The 18,040-nt window shown below is 35.9% G+C and carries 10 protein-coding genes and 1 pseudogene; all 11 read right to left on the bottom strand.

The genetic code is table 11. The features are described 5' to 3' along the window. Window positions 1-242, bottom strand: a 242-nt coding sequence (locus L3X37_RS01485) for a sulfatase-like hydrolase/transferase (protein WP_237238401.1), incomplete at its 3' end; no start/stop codon positions are given. Window positions 243-385: 143 nt separating this feature from the next. Next, window positions 386-2,197, bottom strand: coding sequence for an arylsulfatase (locus tag L3X37_RS01490; protein ID WP_237238402.1), 1,812 nt, complete (start codon window positions 2,195-2,197; stop codon window positions 386-388). 249 nt (window positions 2,198-2,446) lie between these two features. Continuing rightward, window positions 2,447-2,674 (bottom strand): annotated as a pseudogene (locus L3X37_RS01495) (ATP-binding protein); the annotation flags it as partial. Between the two features lie 94 nt (window positions 2,675-2,768). Continuing rightward, a complete protein-coding gene (locus L3X37_RS01500) occupies window positions 2,769-4,376 on the bottom strand; it encodes a sulfatase family protein (protein WP_237238404.1) in 1,608 nt (535 codons plus the stop codon). Between the two features lie 97 nt (window positions 4,377-4,473). Then, complete coding sequence (locus L3X37_RS01505; RefSeq protein WP_237238405.1) at window positions 4,474-6,099, bottom strand: sulfatase family protein; 1,626 nt, start codon at window positions 6,097-6,099, stop codon at window positions 4,474-4,476. A 52-nt stretch (window positions 6,100-6,151) separates the two neighbouring features. After that, window positions 6,152-8,533, bottom strand: a complete 2,382-nt coding sequence (locus tag L3X37_RS01510) for an alpha-amylase family protein (protein WP_237238406.1) — start codon at window positions 8,531-8,533, stop codon at window positions 6,152-6,154. A 187-nt stretch (window positions 8,534-8,720) separates the two neighbouring features. Next, the gene (locus L3X37_RS01515) at window positions 8,721-10,148 is read right to left on the bottom strand and encodes a sulfatase (protein WP_237238407.1); all 1,428 of its coding nucleotides are present in this window, start codon (window positions 10,146-10,148) and stop codon (window positions 8,721-8,723) included. A 153-nt stretch (window positions 10,149-10,301) separates the two neighbouring features. Continuing rightward, a complete protein-coding gene (locus L3X37_RS01520) occupies window positions 10,302-12,359 on the bottom strand; it encodes an alpha-galactosidase (RefSeq protein WP_237238408.1) in 2,058 nt (685 codons plus the stop codon). 68 nt (window positions 12,360-12,427) lie between these two features. Beyond that, window positions 12,428-13,909 (bottom strand): sulfatase family protein, encoded by a 1,482-nt coding sequence (locus tag L3X37_RS01525; protein WP_237238409.1) that lies wholly within the window; start codon window positions 13,907-13,909, stop codon window positions 12,428-12,430. Between the two features lie 203 nt (window positions 13,910-14,112). Further along, entirely contained in the window at window positions 14,113-16,572 is a 2,460-nt protein-coding gene (locus L3X37_RS01530; RefSeq protein ID WP_369409866.1) for a DUF5703 domain-containing protein, read from the bottom strand. Window positions 16,573-16,591: 19 nt separating this feature from the next. Next, window positions 16,592-18,019 carry a carbon starvation CstA family protein gene (locus L3X37_RS01535; protein WP_237238410.1) on the bottom strand — a complete coding sequence of 476 codons (1,428 nt, stop codon included), beginning with the start codon at window positions 18,017-18,019 and terminating at the stop codon, window positions 16,592-16,594. Window positions 18,020-18,040 lie beyond the last annotated feature (21 nt).

Raw genomic sequence — 18,040 nt, forward strand, 5'->3', positions numbered from 1 at the left:
ATTGAAGCAACGGTGGCTCTTGAATTCGGTATTAATGCTTTTGAAGAGCCACCCAACACACTGCTTTTTAACCTACTTCTCCAATTGTATCTCCCTGTTAGAATTCCGTATCGAGTTGGAGTGCAAACTGCAGAGCTGGTATGCGCATCCGTAAACATCATGCCATCTGAAGCTAATTTATCAAGTCCAGGGGTTTTTATTTTAGATTCAATATTATAAGCTCCTACATCTCCATATCCCATATCATCAGCAAGTATATATAATATTTGGTTTTACCTTTTTTCCTCAGTGATGTTTTTGAATATACACGAAGAAAAGATTACTAACAAGATGAATACGAAACTGCCTGGGTGGCCAGTAATATTATAAAAACAGTCGTTCTCATTTAGTTTAACTTATTTACGTAAATATAATATGCACCACAAATAGGTTCTTTCTTCTCGTTGAAAAAAGTTCCTTTAAGTTTGTAATGACCTTTTTCCAAATTGAAAGTATCTGAAGAGACAAGATCAGTATCACTAACTTTTACTGTTTTTTTTGTATCTCCGATTTGAATTTCTGTATAAGCTATTGGCAAAGCTATTCCTTTCGGGAATGTAATTGTCAAGGTTTTAAGCTCTGGCAATCCCGAAGTAAGAGGATTTTTTGCTTCAGCGGGCCACCTGGAACAGCTTATTTCATATTTTCCGGCTTCCAATACCTCAATGTTCCAGTGCCCGTTTGCAGATCCACCTTCCCTTACAGTGGACTGTATTGTTACGTTTCCTTTTCCTTCAAAACCATGCCAGTCGAAACAGGTAAGTGTGATATTTGAACAGTTGTCCCCTCCAACTGGGAAAGATGGGATGTTGTTCAGAGGTTCCTGGACAGAACTCCACCAGTTTTCATAATGATTCTGCATTTTTTTCACTAATTCAGGATTTGAACTTGCAACATCAACCTTCTGACCGGGATCCAATTCGATGTTGTATAATTCTTTATTCTCGACAAGGCGCCATTTGTTTGATAATACTGTTGCATGGTACTTTTTAGCCATTGGTGATTGTGCATTTTGCATTACAAGAAAACGATCTGGGGTTTCTTTTGTTTTACCCATAATTAAATCTTTCAGGCTTATCCCATCCAATTCCAGTTTTTTGTATTCCAATTTACACAAGTCAATAAGTGTGGGAAGAATATCTTGAGAATGAGCAAGGGCATCAATGTTTTTAGGCTTTGAGAATTTACCATTCGGCCAACGAATAAAAAATGGAACACGGTGTCCTCCATCGTACAAACTACCTTTATTTCCCCTCATACCGGCATTGTACACACGTGACCCGGCAGTACCTCCATTATCGGTCATAAAAATAAGAATTGTATTCTCATACAGTTGGTTATCTTTTAGGTATATATCAAGTTTTTCCATATTCTCATCAATATTGGAAATCATACCGTAAAACCATGAAATTTCTTCATGTATTTCCTTTGACTTTTTGAATTCTTTTTCCGCCGTGTAACCTTTTTCTAAATCCTTAAGGTAAGGTTTGCTGTAATGTTGTGGGACAATTAATGGTCCGTGAGGAGCATTGGTAGGTAGGTATATAAAAAATGGTTTACCCTCCCGGTTACTGTTCGTCATGAACTTTTTAGCTTCTTCGAACCAAACATCCGTACAGTAACCTTTGTATTGTTTCATCTTACCATTGTGTTCATAGTGGTCGTCAACATAATCGTTATCCCAATAGTCAGGAGTCTGGAATATTGAAGCACCTCCGTGTTTTATTGATTCGTCGAATCCGCGGTCGATTGGGCGGTATGGGAAATTATCACCGAGGTGCCATTTCCCAAAATGTCCAGTGGCATAACCATTTTTTCTAAAAATCTCAGGCATTGTTTCAACTTCAGGGCGGATTGTTTCACGGCTATAAGCCCAGGCAAATGCTCCATTGCGGCACGCATCCAGCCCTGTCAATATTTGGCTTCTTGTTGGGGTACAGATTGCTGAAACATGGAAATCAGTAAATCTGATTGATTCATCATGCAGCCTGTCTAAGGTCGGCGTTTTTAAGATAGGGTTTCCATGGCACGACAAATCTCCATACCCCTGATCATCAGTTAAAATCAAAATCACATTGGGCTTCTCATAAACTTGTTTTTCACAAGCAATAAATTGGAAACAAGCTAATACCAGTACTAAGACAATTAAATTTTTCATATGAATATATTTTATATTAAGTCTTTAATTTAAATGTTTTACAAAAAACAGTTAGGTTTTTGAAATATTAACTGAATTTAAATTATAATCTGTTAATTTTATTTCATTTGTTGTAATCTGTATGTGCTGGGTTACCTACCCCTTCAGTGCAAATTCCGATCAAAGTGTGCACCCATACCGATTTAAACTTTGCAAGTGTTTTTCATCACTAAAAACAAAAACAGTTTCTGCTGATTTGATTAAACAAATTTAGTTTTTTTCATCATTTATTACTCTCTTTTTTCTACGAATTGATCCTCCTGCTAATTTAATTCGGTGTGATTGATGAACCAGTCGATCCATAATAAGATCAGCAATGGTTTTCTCGCCAATTAAATCACACCGATCATTAACTGGTATCTGTAAGGTTACCATTACGGATCCTTTTCCATTACGACCTTCAATAAGTTCCATTAAAATCAACCGATTCTGGTTGTCTAATGGTTGTAGCCTGAGTGTTGTTGGCCAAACTTATGTTTTAAAAAGATACAATACCGTTGCATGGGATTAATCAGTGGGTTTTAATCGTCCACTAATGAAGATTTTTATCTTTTCTTCCGTCTATCCAATGTATTTGTTTCCAATCTTCAGTCCTCTCGTTTTGTTGTGGAACACCCGGAGTACTTCTTCCATCTAAAATATATTTAGCAAGAAGAGTTTTAAGTTCTTGCACCTTTTCTGTGTTTTCAGCCTGTAAGTTGTTTTCTTCAGAAGGATCGTTTTTTAAGTTGTAAAGCTGAATGGGAGGTAAAGTTGCGATGACAGCTGAATCTCTCCTTGGCCGTGGAAAACTCCAACCTCCAGAGCTTGGACACATGATTAATTTCCAATCGCCTTTTCGAATTGCAAACTCACCATCAATTGAATGATGAACGGTTGCTTCTCTAAATGTTCCTTCTATTTTTTCTCCTTTAAAAAGAGGCATCATACTATAACTATCTTCTCCTTCATCATCTTGTAGAGAATAGTCTATAATATCGGCTAAAGTTGCCATTAAATCCGTGGTACAAATTACCTGATCGTTTTTTGTTCCTTTTTGAATTACAGCTGGCCATTTTGCAATAAATGGGATGCGGTGTCCGCCTTCAAAAATATCGGCCTTATGTCCTCTATAAATCCCATTTGGATAATGTCCTTTTAGTATGAGTGAATCAATATCGGCAGCAGGAGAACATCCGTTATCTGTTGTAAAGATGATTAATGTGTTTTCTTCGATTCCCGCAGATTTAACCGCTTCTTGTAATTGATTGATATAATTATCTACCATCATAACAAAATCACCATAAGGATTTAAATCACTCTTACCTTGCCATTCTTCGGTTGGCAAAATAGGGGTATGGGGTGATGGAAGTGGTAAATACAGAAAAAATGGCTTGTCATTATTTGCCTGTTCTTTAATATAATTGATTCCTCTTCTAAAAAAATTAGGGGTAACTTCTTCATGAATAAAATCAGGAGCAGTATCTCCCTTTCTCCAAAAGGTGTATTTTTCTTTATTTCCAGTAATTGTGTCAGGTATTGCGGTTGGTTTTCCATTTTCAACATAAACATATGGATCCATGTCTAATGATCCACAATGACCATATGCATACTCAAAACCTAAGTCGTTAGGCGTATTGGTTACCGATCGGGTAAAATCAATATTCTTTTTATCTACATACCAATCTCCGAGTTCTTCCTCATCTTTATAAATTTCTTTCGTTTCATCCTTTAATGCCCAATCCCATCCAAGATGCCATTTACCAATAAACGCAGTGTGATAACCCGATGCTTTTAAAATTGAAGCAACGGTGGCTCTTGAATTCGGTATTAATGCTTTTGAAGAGCCACCCAACACACTGCTTTTTAACCTACTTCTCCAATTGTATCTCCCTGTTAGAATTCCGTATCGAGTTGGAGTACAAACTGCAGAGCTGGTATGCGCATCCGTAAACATCATGCCATCTGAAGCTAATTTATCAAGTCCAGGGGTTTTTATTTTAGATTCAATATTATAAGCTCCTACATCTCCATATCCCATATCATCAGCAAGTATATATATGATGTTTGGTTTTTTGTTTGTTTTCTGGGTACTATTCTTGGATGTACACGAAGAAAAGATTACTAACAAGATGAATGTGAAAAATGTTGTTAATTTCATTGTAATAAAGAATTTGTTGTTGAACTTATATATAAAACAGTAAAATAAAATTCGAGTTGATCTTTCAAATTTAGAAACTTTGAGCTTTTAATAAAATTTAATCTAACAGATAGTTTTTTAGCATCACCCCTGCGGTTGGTTTAGGGTATGACCTCAATGGAAAATATCTTAAATAACTATCAAAAGTATCAAAGCTGTCTTTAGACACTCTATAATCTTCTGTTCTGTAAAGTTCATTAAATAAGGTCTTTTTTAAATCTCCTTCTATATCAGTAAATTCAGATTTACCCGATAAATTCTCTAAACAAGCCATGTCCTTAACGACATTGTACATTTCAAATTCAGGACGTTTTTCACTTGCTAATAACAAATATTTTTGAACCTCACTATCCCTATAATTTTTTATTAAATACCTTTTTGCTGGTGTTGGATCTATATCTGACAAAACATTTTCTCCGATCTTTTCTTCTTCATTAATAATATCTAAAAATGGATGTAGCTCACCTGTCTCTTTATCAATTCCTTGAGGAGCTCCGGCAGGCCAACGGTCTGGTAATACATTCCATATATATAAATAATCTCCCTTTCTAACAGATCTTTGAGGGTAGCCCCAATTTTGATAACGGGAAGAAGAATGACGCTCCCTTCCAAAGAAAACAGCTCTCTCTTTTTCAATATTGTTCGAAGTAAACAAACTCCACAAACTTTCACCAGAAATAGGTAACATGGATTTGGGTTCAGTTTGAGTTGCTTCTAAAATTGTAGGAGCAAGGTCTGCAAACCCTACTAAAGTATTACATTTCTGTCCACCTTTAATACCTTCAGGATATCTAATTGCTAAAGGAACATGTACACCATAATCATAAGTATTTGCCTTTGCCCTAGGGAATGGCATACCATTATCTGATGTAACAATAACAATAGTATTATCTAACTCACCAATTTCTTCAAGATAATCTAACATACGTTGAAGATGTAAATCAAACCATTCTATTTCTACGGCATAGTCTAATAAATCTCCACGAACTATACCATTGTCAGGTAGAAATGCAGGGACTTCTGCATCTTCTAATTTCTTACCTCTTTTTTTCCAAGAGCCTTGTTCATATTTTACATGAGGTTCGAAGCTACCAAACCAATAAAAAAATGGCCGATCTTTACGAACGTTCTCCATAAAATACTTGAAATTCTCTGCATAGTTACTGTTACTTATTCCTGATGAAAATCGTTCATCATTTGTTTTATCATATTTTGCTACCTGATAGGCAGGGCCAGCCGCATCTCCCTCTCGCCATAACGAATCTTTTTTGGTTCTGGCATATTGAAAAGGACCTACACCCTTGTCTGTTCTGCCAACTGCATATCCGCTGGCAGCAAGTTCATCTACAAAAGGAATATGCTTTTTCAACCATGAAGATGCATGCTGACCAGATTGTTCATTCTGCCAATGGTGCCTGCCTGTTACTATAGCACTTCTGGAAGGCGCACAGCCAGGTGAACCAGCGTATCCATTTTGAAAATAAATACCTTCTTTGGCTACTCTATCAAATGCAGGTGTGTTTACAAATCTTGATCCTGCAAAACTTGTGTGTAGATACGACTGATCATCGCTAATGGCAAAAAGTATATTTGGACACTTCTTTTCTTTGTCCTTAGCCTTTTTTTCACATCCAAAAATAAATAAGATAAGAACAGTACTAAAAAATAATATTTTGATATTCATTGGTCTATTTTCTCAATTAACCTAACCTTTGTGTTTGTATTTTTTTATATAATCACTTTTCAACTTTGCTTACCTGTAGCATATCTTGTCCATAAGGTGGCAATGAAAGTAGAATCTTACCTTCCTGCAACTCCTGCCCACTAAAAACACCAAGTTCTTTATTGGCAAAAAGTTGTTTCATTGAATATTTGCAATCCTCTCTAACCCAGGGGATATTAATTTTCTGTTGGTCATTACCGCCCGATCCTCTTATGACAACCACAACACCTTCTTGATTCTCATTAAGTTTTCCCCACCAATGCCAATCTTCATCTGTTGGTTCTGGTACACCACTATATTGAAAATTCCTATAAATATCATATTTCTCTTGTAAATGACGGAGCATATCAAAACGCTTTCGGTAGTGCTGAATATTCTCTTGTGTAAGCGAAAGTAAATCTCCAGCATAGACAGTTGGTGCTCCCATCAAAAAGCTACAAACCTGCCGATCCTGAATTTCGGGAGTTAATGCTTTTTGAACATTAGCGCTAGCCGCCCCGTAGTATTCAATAATGTGCATTGGCAAACCACGGTGTTCATAATACCGTTGTCTGGCATTCCAGCATCCACGTATTAAATCTTTTGTTACCTCTGCTTTATTTGCCAGCGAATCGTATTCTGCCACTAATTTTTTAAGGTATTTCGTGGGGCCCAAACCTGAATAATCATTTGGTGGTATGTGATAAAAACCACCATATTTCATTGCGGCCAAATCACATGGAACACCGGGTGTGCCCCAATATATTTCATGTGTAAGAAGCGTTGAAATATCTGGAGACAATTCGCTAATACGTTTTTGTGACAAAAGAAGCCCCCTCAACCCCTTTAAGTAAGATTCTTTTAACGAGCGACTTTCATGACCTATTGCTAAATCGCCAAATTTTATATTCGTAAAATCTTGTTTAAAATATTTTGATTGATATCGATCCCGTAAATAAACTAAATCTTGAGCGTAATAATTACGCCAATGACTGGCAAAGCTCATTCCGAAACCATCATTCAGGCGCTTAACAAGCGGCATGGACATCGCATTGGGAATAACCTTTAGGTCTTTCGAATCTCTTGTACGATAGCAGCTTACCCAAAGCCCTAACGTCATGCCAGATTCTTGCACTAGATTGCACATCCCATCAAAATCGGGAAACTTAGTTTTATGCGGTTCAGTCCCAAGCCGGTCCTTTTGCCATCCATCATCTATTAAAAAGAGCTCGAAACCACATTGCGCTGCAATTGGGATTATTTTTCGTGAAATAGCTTCAGTAATAAACTGGCCATAATTAGACCACGTGCAAAAACGCGGAGCATAAAGTTTAGCCTTATCAGCCATAACCCCTATACAGTCACTTAAAAAGGCTTGATACTGATTTTCTACACACCTATCCAAAGGTTTAGATTTTGCCGATATATTTTCCAATATTGGTCCTTCAAAACTATAAAGACTAATGGGTTCTGAAGTAAAACTACCACCAGGTTCCAGTATCCATTCAAAATATTGATTGGAATAACCCATCACACCTGTTTCTATGTCTAATAAACGCGTGGCCGATGGAATTTCAGAACCTAAAATAAGCCCGTACAATTCATCATCGGAGGAAAAACTACGTACACTTGCCCCTACTGCCTCATCATCAGGAGTAAGTGGTATGACTTTATTTAAAGTCTCTCCTACAGGAATGGGTGAAAGAACAACCTGGTCGAGTTTAAACCAGTTGGGAGAATTATTAACCAGTTCAACCCACTTTCTAATCGCTGAATGGCCTTCATAAATTTCATAAATTACAGCAAGCGAAATGTCTTTTAAAGGCTGTTGATGAATGGAACGGAACCGTAAAGCCAATCGTGTTACGCCCTTTCCTGGTTTAGAAATAACAGGAACCACTTTATCAAATTTCCCTTCCCAGTTCCTGCTACTAAGCAGTATAGCTTCCTTCCATTGTTGGCTATCTTCATAATTGGCTTGTAACTCTTTGATAATAAGTTTATCTTTTCCCCCAAAGGTTTCCTGTGATTTTATGGCCTGTGATTCATCAAAATCTGAAATCAGTTCAGGCTTTTTGTTGTTTTTTGACTGACTTAGAGCCAGGTTGATTTCGGGATAGGCCTTATTAAGTATCTCATTGGCTCCAATTTTTACTGAAGTTGTACTGATATTGATACCATCAAGAAGAATTTTTTGTTTAAAATTTCCAGCTTGAATTAAAATCGTGCTACCTTGTTCTTCAATAGACCACTTCAATTTTGCGGATTCAGACGCATCTTCTTTTTGATTCTTACAGGCAAAACTCACCCCCAGAATAGCGATGGTTACAAAATAACAACTTAGATATCTTAATACCTGTTTCACGTCCATAATCTTCACTTTAAACTTTTTGTAATATTCGTATTCTAAGATCATTTTAGTTGGTTTAAATGTAAAAGTAAAAGAATAGTCATAGTTTGTTTAAGTCTAACCAAAACTACTTTCCATCCTTTGCTTTTTTTATTTATGCCCTCTGAATAAAATATTATGAGACCATGCACTAAAACTATCAATTCCTTCTTGTTGTATCTCATTAGATTCTCTACTTAACCTAATATTCTATTTAATTTCTATAATCAGGATTTAATTGCGGCATAGCTGCATTAGTTTTATTTAACCAGGCTTTTAGTTTATTATGCAAGAATTTTGATTTTTCTGAATTTGTACTAGCTAAATTTTTTGTTTCTTCAATATCATTCTCAAGGTTAAACAAGCTCAGCTCATTTGTTTCATACTCCCAAATTAATTTCCATTCGCCCATTCTAATGGCTGCTCCCATCGCTTTCTCAGTATTTCGATGGTGCGGAAAATGCCAATAAATAGCCCGCTCCTCAAAACCATCTTTTTCAGACAGCAATGGCCACAGATTTTTTCCTTCTAACATTTTATATTTTACAGAAGGAATTTTAGCGGTTTCCAAAATTGTTGGAAAAAAATCGGGGCTGGTTATTGGAACATCACACTTTGATCCGGCTTGTATTTTACCCGGATGGCTTATAATTAAAGGGACACGAATCCCGCCTTCGTACAATGAGCCCTTATAGTTATTTAAAGGAGGATTATTATATACACCGCCATTATCAGAATACAGAATCACCAAAGTGTTTTCATTTAATCCCAATGCATTTAGTTTGCTTAGTACTTTACCAACGTTTTCATCCAACTTATCAATCATGGCTAGGTACTTATTTCCTTTATATTTGTCAATAATTTCCTGTGGAGCCTCTAATGGTGAGTGCACAGTATAGGTGCATAAAGCAAGTAAAAATGGATTATTTTTGTTTTCTTCAATAAACTTACAGGCTTCATTTCCCATTCTATCTGTAAGATATTCATTTTTATCCCCATCTTTGATTGTGGCGTTTCCATACGGAGAAAAATAGTTAGCTGGCTGGCCATATGCACAGCCACCAATATTGACATCAAAGCCCTGCTGATCGGGATGAAACATTTCATCAACAACGCCATCGGTTGTTTTTTGCGAACCTTCCCCTGCCAAATGCCATTTTCCAAGAAAAGCAGTTTTGTATCCATGTTCTTTTAGCACTTCTGCAAAAGTTAATTCTTCACGGGGGAGACGATCAATAAAGGCTGCCTCCATTAATTTCTTGTCTTTGTTCCTCCTCGCAAGATACGGTTTCATACCAACTCCTGGAATGTGGCAGGTGAGCTGTAAAGTTGCCGGATATTTTCCTGTAAAAATACTTGCTCTGGTTGGCGAACACACAGGAGAAGCTGCATATGCATTCGTAAATACCATGCCACTTTTAGCCAGTTTATCAATATTTGGTGTTTGGACTTCAGGCTTCTGATTCATGTACCCAACATCAGAATACCCTAAATCATCAACTATAATGAAAACAATATTAGGTTTTAAAGTGGGTTTTGAATTGGGTGATTTACATCCTGAGAATAAAATCATGGCTAATGAATATAGAAATAGTAGGTTTTGCTTCCAAAAGGAAGTTGAATAATAAATGGTAGTTTTCACATGTTTAAATTTTGGTAATTAATTGGTTTCATGCTAATTATAAAATTGAGAACGTGTGCAACCGCTACGCTCTCACATTAAAAATTTTAAACATTCCATTTTGTGAAGAAATTTTTAAAATTTGTTAATGTTCGTTTCATGGTATCAAATAATTCATTTAGTAGTTATTATTTTATAGGCGTAGAAAAGGAAATCACCGGGTGTATTAATTTCAAAATCAATTTCTCCTTTTTCATTTACACGAACTTTCTTTTTCTGATTGTTTAAAAGGTTAGTTATTTCCAGAACTTTGCCATTCAAATAAGATAATGACAATGCTTTAGTAGCCTCTTGATTGTTTATTTCCCGGAAAATGGTTAAAAATCCGCTAGTATCACTATGATTTTGAAATCCAGTCCAATTCTTGTTATTTGGAATATCACCAATAGGTTCAACAATCCCATCATACATCTTATCACGATGTTTTTTGTAAATGGCAATGAGCGGTTTTAGTTCCTCAATGGCTTGTTGCTCATAAAACTGTGTTTGCTGAAAAAATATAGGGCTACCCATCATTGTAATGGCAAAACAGTATGCGTGTGAGTGTAGATAAGCATCGCTCAGATTCTTATTAATCATATCCTTATTTTGCACAGTTACCTGAAACTTGTTTAGGTTCACATATTTGGCAACCTGCCATGCATCACGAAGCACTAAATATGGAGTATAAACTACATTTTCAGGAAAATATGGTTTTCTGTTTTCCAAGTATATGTTCCCGTATTCACGTCCAAAATAGTATCCAATTCTTGGTTCGTTTTCGGTTACATCCCAATTAATTCTAACTTTGTTGCCTGTATAAAGAATAAAATCGCGAGCTTTCGTGATAAGTCCATCAAATTTTGGTTTAGTGTCTAAAACAGCAAAATCTAGTTTATAGTAAAGAAAACCACCTTCATTATAGTTTCTTTTTAAATCTTCCAATGGGATTTTCCATGCCGCCCATAGTCCAAGTTTTATTGACTTTTTTTCTGCTGAGTTTTTAACATTTTTCCAACCTTCGGGGTAAACTTTATATTTATCATCTTTCGTTGTTATTTCATCAACTGCTGTCCAGCTATTATAATCAACTCCTTGCCAACCGTCATCTATTTGTTGAACATCTATGCCAAGTTCTGACTGAACTTCTAGCTCTCCCATTACATAGGCTTCGCGTGATGCTTTTTGATGATCTCCTCCACTACCAGGTACATCTTTTCGTCCTCCACTTCCCCAAGTATTTGCCATTATATACATATCCTTTGATTTATCAAGAGGATATCGCTGACGATCGAATTCTTTTAATGCGGTAATCCCTGCTTCTTCATTACCATTGTAGGTAACAATCCAGTTTGCCCAGCAGGAAATAAACGCGTTGTCTTTTAAGTCTTCATAAGTAGCTCCAAGCCCACTAACTTTAATACGTTCGTTAAGAATATGAAATGCACCGGTAGCAATGCCTTGCTGATTTACACATTTGTGAGATTCTTTTACGAAAATAATCCCTCCATTATTGTTTTGAAGTTGTAACCCATTACTCCAATCAATAATTGAATCTGCCTGGGATAAAATTTGCTCTTTTAATATTGGCGTCTCTTTTTTATTACGATGTTGTGTATCGTTGTAATAGCCAAAAGCTTTAATAAATGTATTATTGGCAATAGGAATTTCAAGACTTTCTGTAAAACCGTCAAGTACATTGTTAGTATTTAATTTTTCATCAAGATTAGTAAGACGTTTTAGTTTTATTTGAGATCTAAGACCACTTGCATTTGGGTAAACCCAAATCTCATATCTTAATAGCATATTTTCTAAAGGATATTCAAAATCAAAAATTACTTGAATATGTTCACCTGTAAAATTTTCGTCATTGGAGATTTTAGATGATACTGATTTTAAGTGAGCTGTAGAAAGATTACTAATCTCCCAATCACATTTTGTATCAGATTCAGAGTATTTAGTAATGTTTTTGCCATCAGAATTTTTGAGTGCTATAGTGTGTAATCCTTTTGAGGTGAGTTCATAGATTCGAGTTATCCTTCCTGTGCTTATGATAGCTTGTTTATCGTCTATGATGACACTAGCCTGATCTAAATTAATAGTTTCATGTTTAGGAAAGCTGTTTTGTTTTTGCACACAAGCTATTGTTAGTAATAGCAAGACGCATACAGATAAATAGTTTATGTGTTTCATTTTTTTATTTAAAATTTATTTTTAGTTCTTTATGAACTGTTCGTTTGTTTCTGTCTAATATGGTTTATCTAATTAACCGGCGCTGTTCTCTTGTTTTCAACCTGAGTTTTAAGTAGCTGTTTCAAATCTAACACTTTTTGAGGGTGTAGAGCTGCTATATTTTTATTTTCCCCTAAGTCCTTTGATATATTATATAAGCTTTCTCCCAATAATTTATAATGTCCTTCCCTAATCGATAAATTACCCTCGTAGTCCTGATGAATAATATTTTCACGAATTTCCTTATCCTCTCCCAAAATTATCGGAAGGGCATTAAAACTATCTTCGCCCATAGTAGCATCTAAATGATATCCTATTATTTCTGAAAAAGTAGCCATCATATCGGTTAGGCAGATAAGATTATTGCTTATTTGACCAGCACCTATCTTATTAGGCCATTGGGCAATAAATGGTACGCGATGCCCTCCTTCCCATAATCTTGCTTTAAAACCTCTTAAATTACCTGCGCTTTTGTGCTCGAAATCATGTTCGTAATCGGCAAGATATTTGCCATCTATATTTCCGTCTATTCCTACTGGTCGGGGGCCATTGTCACTGGTAATAATGACCAAAGTATTTTTCTCTATATCTAATTCTTTTAGTTTATCGATAAGATCTCCCACTACCCAATCGAGCATCTGCACATGGTCACCACGAGTGCCTGCCTCGCTTTTTCCTTTCATGAAATCAGGTACATTATTTGGGAGATGCGGAGCCTCTGGAGTCAGATGCATATAGAAAGGCTGATTGGTTTTTTTCATGATGTGGTCTTCGATAAACATCTTTGCCTTAACACCATAAAGACTGTCTACCTTGTCTGGCTGCCAATCGTCAGCAATCATCATTGGACCTTTATCTTTGGTTCGATGCCATTCATATATTTCATCCGGAGTCTCGTTTCCGGGTTCATATACATAGTAGTCCATCGGTTTTAGGTTACTCACCAATTGATGATTTTCAACAAATACGATTGGAAATAAATTATGTGCAGAGGCGGTAACAAAAGAATAATCAAATCCTAAATCTTTAGGACCTCTTCCTAGATAGCCTTTAGAATAATCTACAGGCTCTTCATCTTCCCAACCTAAATGCCATTTTCCAATGTGCGCAGTGGCGTAACCACTTTCCTTCATTAGGTTGCCTATGGTCTTTCTATCTTTTTCTATCAACGATCGATCATACCCAGACCAAAGCACTTCTTTTTTAAGTCTGCCTCTCCAGCTGTATCTACCCGTTAAAACACCATATCTTGTTGGTGTACAAACAGCAGACGGACTGTGAGCATCTGTTAATTTTATTCCTTTCTTTGCAAGCTTATCAATATTTGGTGTTTTTATTTTTGTAGCTCCATAACAACTCAGATCTCCATAGCCCAAATCGTCTGCCATGATAAAAATAATATTGGGTTTAGAGCTTTCTTTTTCTTTAGGTTTCGTCTCATTTTTCTTTCCAGTTTGGCAACTTGTAAGACTTATTGTAATAAGCACGATTAATGTTAAAATGTGTTTCAATTTCGAGTAATATTTATTATTGATTCGTTACTGTTTTGTCTATACAATCTTAATGCTTTTTAATTCAAGATTATACTTTGAATCTAAAGGTGTTAAGTTCTCAACCAAATACACTTGATCATTAAGTGATTTTCAGATAATCTAACAATATGTCTTAATTAATTTGTTTAAAGATTTTAAGATTAAATGACATTCCTATCAACTTAATTTACGATTAAATCTTTCTTTCTTACTTCTGGTGTAACCTTTAAGTTTAAAGGGGATTTATTCGAATAATCTACCTCAATTGTTGTTTGATTTGGTGCGTATAGTTTGAATTTCACATCCCATTCTTTTGGCCATGCTGGAAGAATTCGAAGCTCTTCATCCTTTGTCTGTAAGAGCATCTCCTGAAGATTAATCATACCTGCCCCTCCATGATCTAAGTCGGGAGTTTGACAAAAGGTTCCGAAATTTATATAATTATCCCAAAATGCAGGAAATCGACTAGATTTGGCTAACATTTTTCGTTTAAGATAATCTTTTGCGTCTTCAGTAAGACCAAGCCTTGCGCAGAATATTCCACTCTGAAACCAGCAGAAATCACTTTTTTGGATATTAGAACGGGTATCTCGTTTCATAATCTGTGGATCCTCTCCATATAGCCAAGTATCAACACCTATTTGTAATCTTTCGTTTCCCAATCCATAGAAATTATACGGATAAACGGCATACATTGCCGGAAATTCAATGTTATTTACTCTTTCCCATTCTTTGGCTGGAGCAATAATAGTATACCCTTCTTTCTCCATCAAGCTTACCGAAGGCACTGTTTTAAGGAGCTCTTTCCATTGGTTTCTTTTCTCCACCGAGGCGTATTTTTCAGGCAACTCTAACATTCGCGTAAGAACAGTTTGAAGACCAGCAACTAAAGGCGTAGCATTAAGTGCAACTTTGTACGTTTCTGCAGCCGAAGATGGATAGATGTTTAATTTCCCTTGTTTATTTAATGGCTCCCCATTCAACTTAGTGTTCCAATACCGATAATGTTCGTTGTAAAAAGTTATGCAACTTTCAATGAGAGGCATATATTTACTTATGTCCTCTCCTGAATAGGACTCCATATCCAAGATCATCAAACAAAATTCCAAGGCCGTATCGTATTGATCTTCACACCAATTGTTTGCTAAAAAACCATGACTTTTTACCTCAACCGCTTCTCCTTTCTCGTTTCTCAAAGTTCGTGTGCTCAGACTATCGGGCCGCACACCCAGCTTTCCTTCTCCCCACATATAATGGTAGATGTCTCCTATAGGCAATCCATAATTGGCTATTTGTTCAGTAAATCCTGCTCCATTATGCCCCCAATAATGCTGTGTACGCAACTCAGCATTATTTTTTGCTCGGAGGTAATATTTAAATTGCGAATGCATCATGTCAAAATCACCACTTCTAAGCATAGGCCAGTAAACCAAACGCTGATTTTGAGCCGTAAATGATCCGCCACCCCACATTCTAAAATCGGGTGTAAGATCGTCAGGATTATCAACGGTAAATAAACTGCCGTTAAATTTACTGGGATAGTCTCCATAAGCATTACAAGCCAAGATATATCGAAAGAGTTGATAATTTCTTCCTATTTCCCAACCTTGATCTCCAACTCCTTTTCCATCATTAATAACAATGTGACTTCTGTTCCAAAATTGTTCCCACCAGATCATGTTTTTTTTCCACGCCTCTATCTTCGTGTTCTTGTTCTGTTTCAAACTATCCAATTGGGTTTCCCATTCAGATAATGTTTTAGTTTGAGATACATGAAGAAAAATGTCTATTTCGTGTCTTTCGTTGGGTTGATCACTTTCAAATCGATAACCTATAAAATTGGTGTGCATATATTTACCTTCAGTATTACCAATAAAAGACATCGATTTTCCTTTCATATATCCACCAAACGTTAGATTTTCTAGTGGATTCCATAGTTGTTCACGGATGTCATCCAAACGTTGTTGAGTGACCTCTTTATGAAAAACCAAATCGTCGTTTTTGTTACGATGAAACCAAGTGATTGATTCCTTTTCAACCTTAACGGAATCCTTATAAGTAGTCAGCGGTATGATTTCGGGTTCTGTATCCAAAAAACTCAAACATTGCATACGTTCGTTCTTTGATATAGGTTTATCATTTGTCCGCCATATTTCAAAATCAGATGCTACCTTTATCGGTACCGAACTCTCTATTTCAACATGTATTTTAGGTTGAAATACTTCTACCCATAGTTTAACCGTAGCAGACATCGTGCTGTTTTTTCCTGTTATATAGATACACCCCTCACGTAGATTAAGCTCTTGTTTAAAGGTTGCATCCTCGCCTTCAAATGGATTAGGTGATAATTTTAAACGTGTTCGACCTAATTTTAACAAGGTATTATTCTCATCAAACGTTCCACTTCGAGACATATAAAAAAGAATGTCTCCATTTTCTACCCAAACATTACAACCAATATCCCCTCCACCCAAAGGCATCGAACCCAATGCGTTTTTGCTTTGGGAATCCCAAACCATATTATACTGATCAATATAACCGATATCTAATTTGTTATTGCTAGTACAAGAGAATATAGTTATGGATAAAACAGTTATAGTAATTAGTCGTAGTATTTGTGTCATGTTATTAGAATGATTCATTGTTTCGTATTATTTAGTTTTAGCTTAATTGTTTTTTCTTCATATATATCTTAAATAGATAGGTGATTATTATAGTGATAATAAAACCTCCTGTATATGCTATATGATTATCTAAGTTAAATCCTTCGGGTGCAATCAAAATATAGGTACTACATACCATAGTCATAAATATTGCCGGTATGCCTGATACCAAATAAGGCTTATCTTTATGTATTAAGAATGCTGTACAAGTCCACAGAACAACAGTAGCCAAGGTTTGATTACTCCATGCGAAATAACGCCAAATAATACTGAAATCTATTTGAGTAAGTACAAAAGCTACCACAAAAATAGGAATACTTAGATATAACCTGTTTATTATTTTTAACTGACTTAACTTAGAGATATCTCCCAAGATAAGTCTTGCAGACCTAAAAGCGGTGTCTCCAGAAGTGATAGGAGCCGCAACAATTCCTAATAGAGCAAGTACCCCACCTAGTCTACCCAACATATTAAGAGATATCTCGTTTGCTACCCATGCAGCATTATTGTTATTCGCGACCATAGCTAAATTTAACCCATTAACAGAATCAAAAAAAGACATTGCCGCAGCAGCCCAAATAAGGGCAACAATTCCTTCTGTTATCATGGTTCCATAAAACACTTTCCTGCCTAAAGTTTCATTTTTCATACAACGTGCCATTAAAGGTGATTGAGTTGCATGAAATCCTGAAATAGCTCCACAGGCAATAGTTACAAAAAGAATGGGAAATATGGGTGTTTCATCTGGATTCACGGTCATATTTACTAAGTTCCCAGGAGTTAATTCGGGAATATGATAATTTCCAAAAAGCAAAGCGACAAGTAATCCAACAGCCATCAACAGCATGGCTACTCCAAATATTGGGTATAGTTTACTAATAATTTTATCTACTGGCATTAAGGTCGATAACACATAATATATTAGAATAATAGATACCCAAATCCAAACACCCCATGCATTACCTGTCATTCCGTCAATTATTTTTGCTGGCCCCATTAAAAAGACAGTCCCTACAAAAATTAACAGCACTACCGTGAATATGCGCATAACATGTTTAATGTTAGTCCCTAAGTATATCCCAATAACTTCGCTAATACTTAATCCATCATGCCTTAAGGACAACATTCCTGAAAGGAAATCATGAACTGCTCCTGCGAAAATACTTCCTAGAACAATCCATAAAAATGCTACTGGTCCAAACATAGCTCCTGCTATAGCTCCAAAAATTGGTCCTAAGCCTGCAATATTTAAAAACTGAATTAAAAAAATACGCCAAGGAGATAAAGGAATATAATCAACATCATCTCTTAATTTTACTGCTGGTGTTTCCCTTTCCTTTTGAATACCAAACATTTTCTCAACAAACTTACCATAAGTAAAATAGGCTAAGATTAATATACAAATTGATAATATAAATGTAATCATTTACAGGTGTTTTATATTTAT

Origin of the sequence: Wocania arenilitoris (assembly GCF_021728535.1) — a bacterium.
GTDB classification, from domain to species: Bacteria; Bacteroidota; Bacteroidia; order Flavobacteriales; family Flavobacteriaceae; genus Wocania_A; species Wocania_A arenilitoris.

Bases quoted from the DNA above. Each gene is read 5' to 3' on its own strand.
- L3X37_RS01490 (WP_237238402.1), bottom strand. From the start codon at position 2,197: ATGAAAAATTTAATTGTCTTAGTACTGGTATTAGCTTGTTTCCAATTT.
- L3X37_RS01535 (WP_237238410.1), bottom strand. From the start codon at position 18,019: ATGATTACATTTATATTATCAATTTGTATATTAATCTTAGCCTATTTT.
- L3X37_RS01530 (WP_369409866.1), bottom strand. From the start codon at position 16,572: ATGAATCATTCTAATAACATGACACAAATACTACGACTAATTACTATA.
- L3X37_RS01510 (WP_237238406.1), bottom strand. From the start codon at position 8,533: ATGATCTTAGAATACGAATATTACAAAAAGTTTAAAGTGAAGATTATG.
- L3X37_RS01500 (WP_237238404.1), bottom strand. From the start codon at position 4,376: ATGAAATTAACAACATTTTTCACATTCATCTTGTTAGTAATCTTTTCT.
- L3X37_RS01520 (WP_237238408.1), bottom strand. From the start codon at position 12,359: ATGAAACACATAAACTATTTATCTGTATGCGTCTTGCTATTACTAACA.
- L3X37_RS01505 (WP_237238405.1), bottom strand. From the start codon at position 6,099: ATGAATATCAAAATATTATTTTTTAGTACTGTTCTTATCTTATTTATT.